Here is a 321-nt window from a genome sequence, read left to right as displayed (position 1 = left end):
GAACGCGCAAGGCAGACGCTCGGCTTTGCGCCCAGGCGCTCCGATATAGACACTATCATCCGCACGGCCGGTCCCGGTTTTGGACTGGAGGTGCTGTCATGACGATGCGCTCCACGCCCTCAGTCGCATCCCCCCGCGCCGCTGCAGGCGTGTTGCGGATGCTGCCGATCTTTACAGGCTGGAACCGCCTTGCCTACCTGCTTGGCATCGGTGGCTGGCTGGTGACGCTCGCCTATTTCTGGATCTGGTGGCTCGATCGAGATCGCGTCATCGACTGGCCCTACTACTCCGTGGTCACGTTGGCGCTGGCGTGGATCACGC

Annotated in this window: 2 pseudogenes; both read left to right on the top strand. The window is 63.6% G+C overall.

Features of this window, described 5'->3' with window-relative positions:
- Positions 1-102 (top strand): annotated as a pseudogene (locus tag EN804_RS38510) (UDP-glucose 4-epimerase GalE); the annotation flags it as partial.
- Positions 99-321: pseudogene (locus EN804_RS35865) on the top strand (N-acetylglucosaminyltransferase); the annotation flags it as partial. The pseudogenes EN804_RS38510 and EN804_RS35865, both read left to right, overlap by 4 nt.

Origin of the sequence: Mesorhizobium sp. M8A.F.Ca.ET.161.01.1.1 (assembly GCF_004792105.1) — a bacterium.
GTDB lineage: Bacteria > Pseudomonadota > Alphaproteobacteria > Rhizobiales > Rhizobiaceae > Mesorhizobium.
The sequence above is the reverse complement of the archived record's forward strand: the minus strand, read 5'-3'. Positions and strand labels throughout refer to the sequence as shown.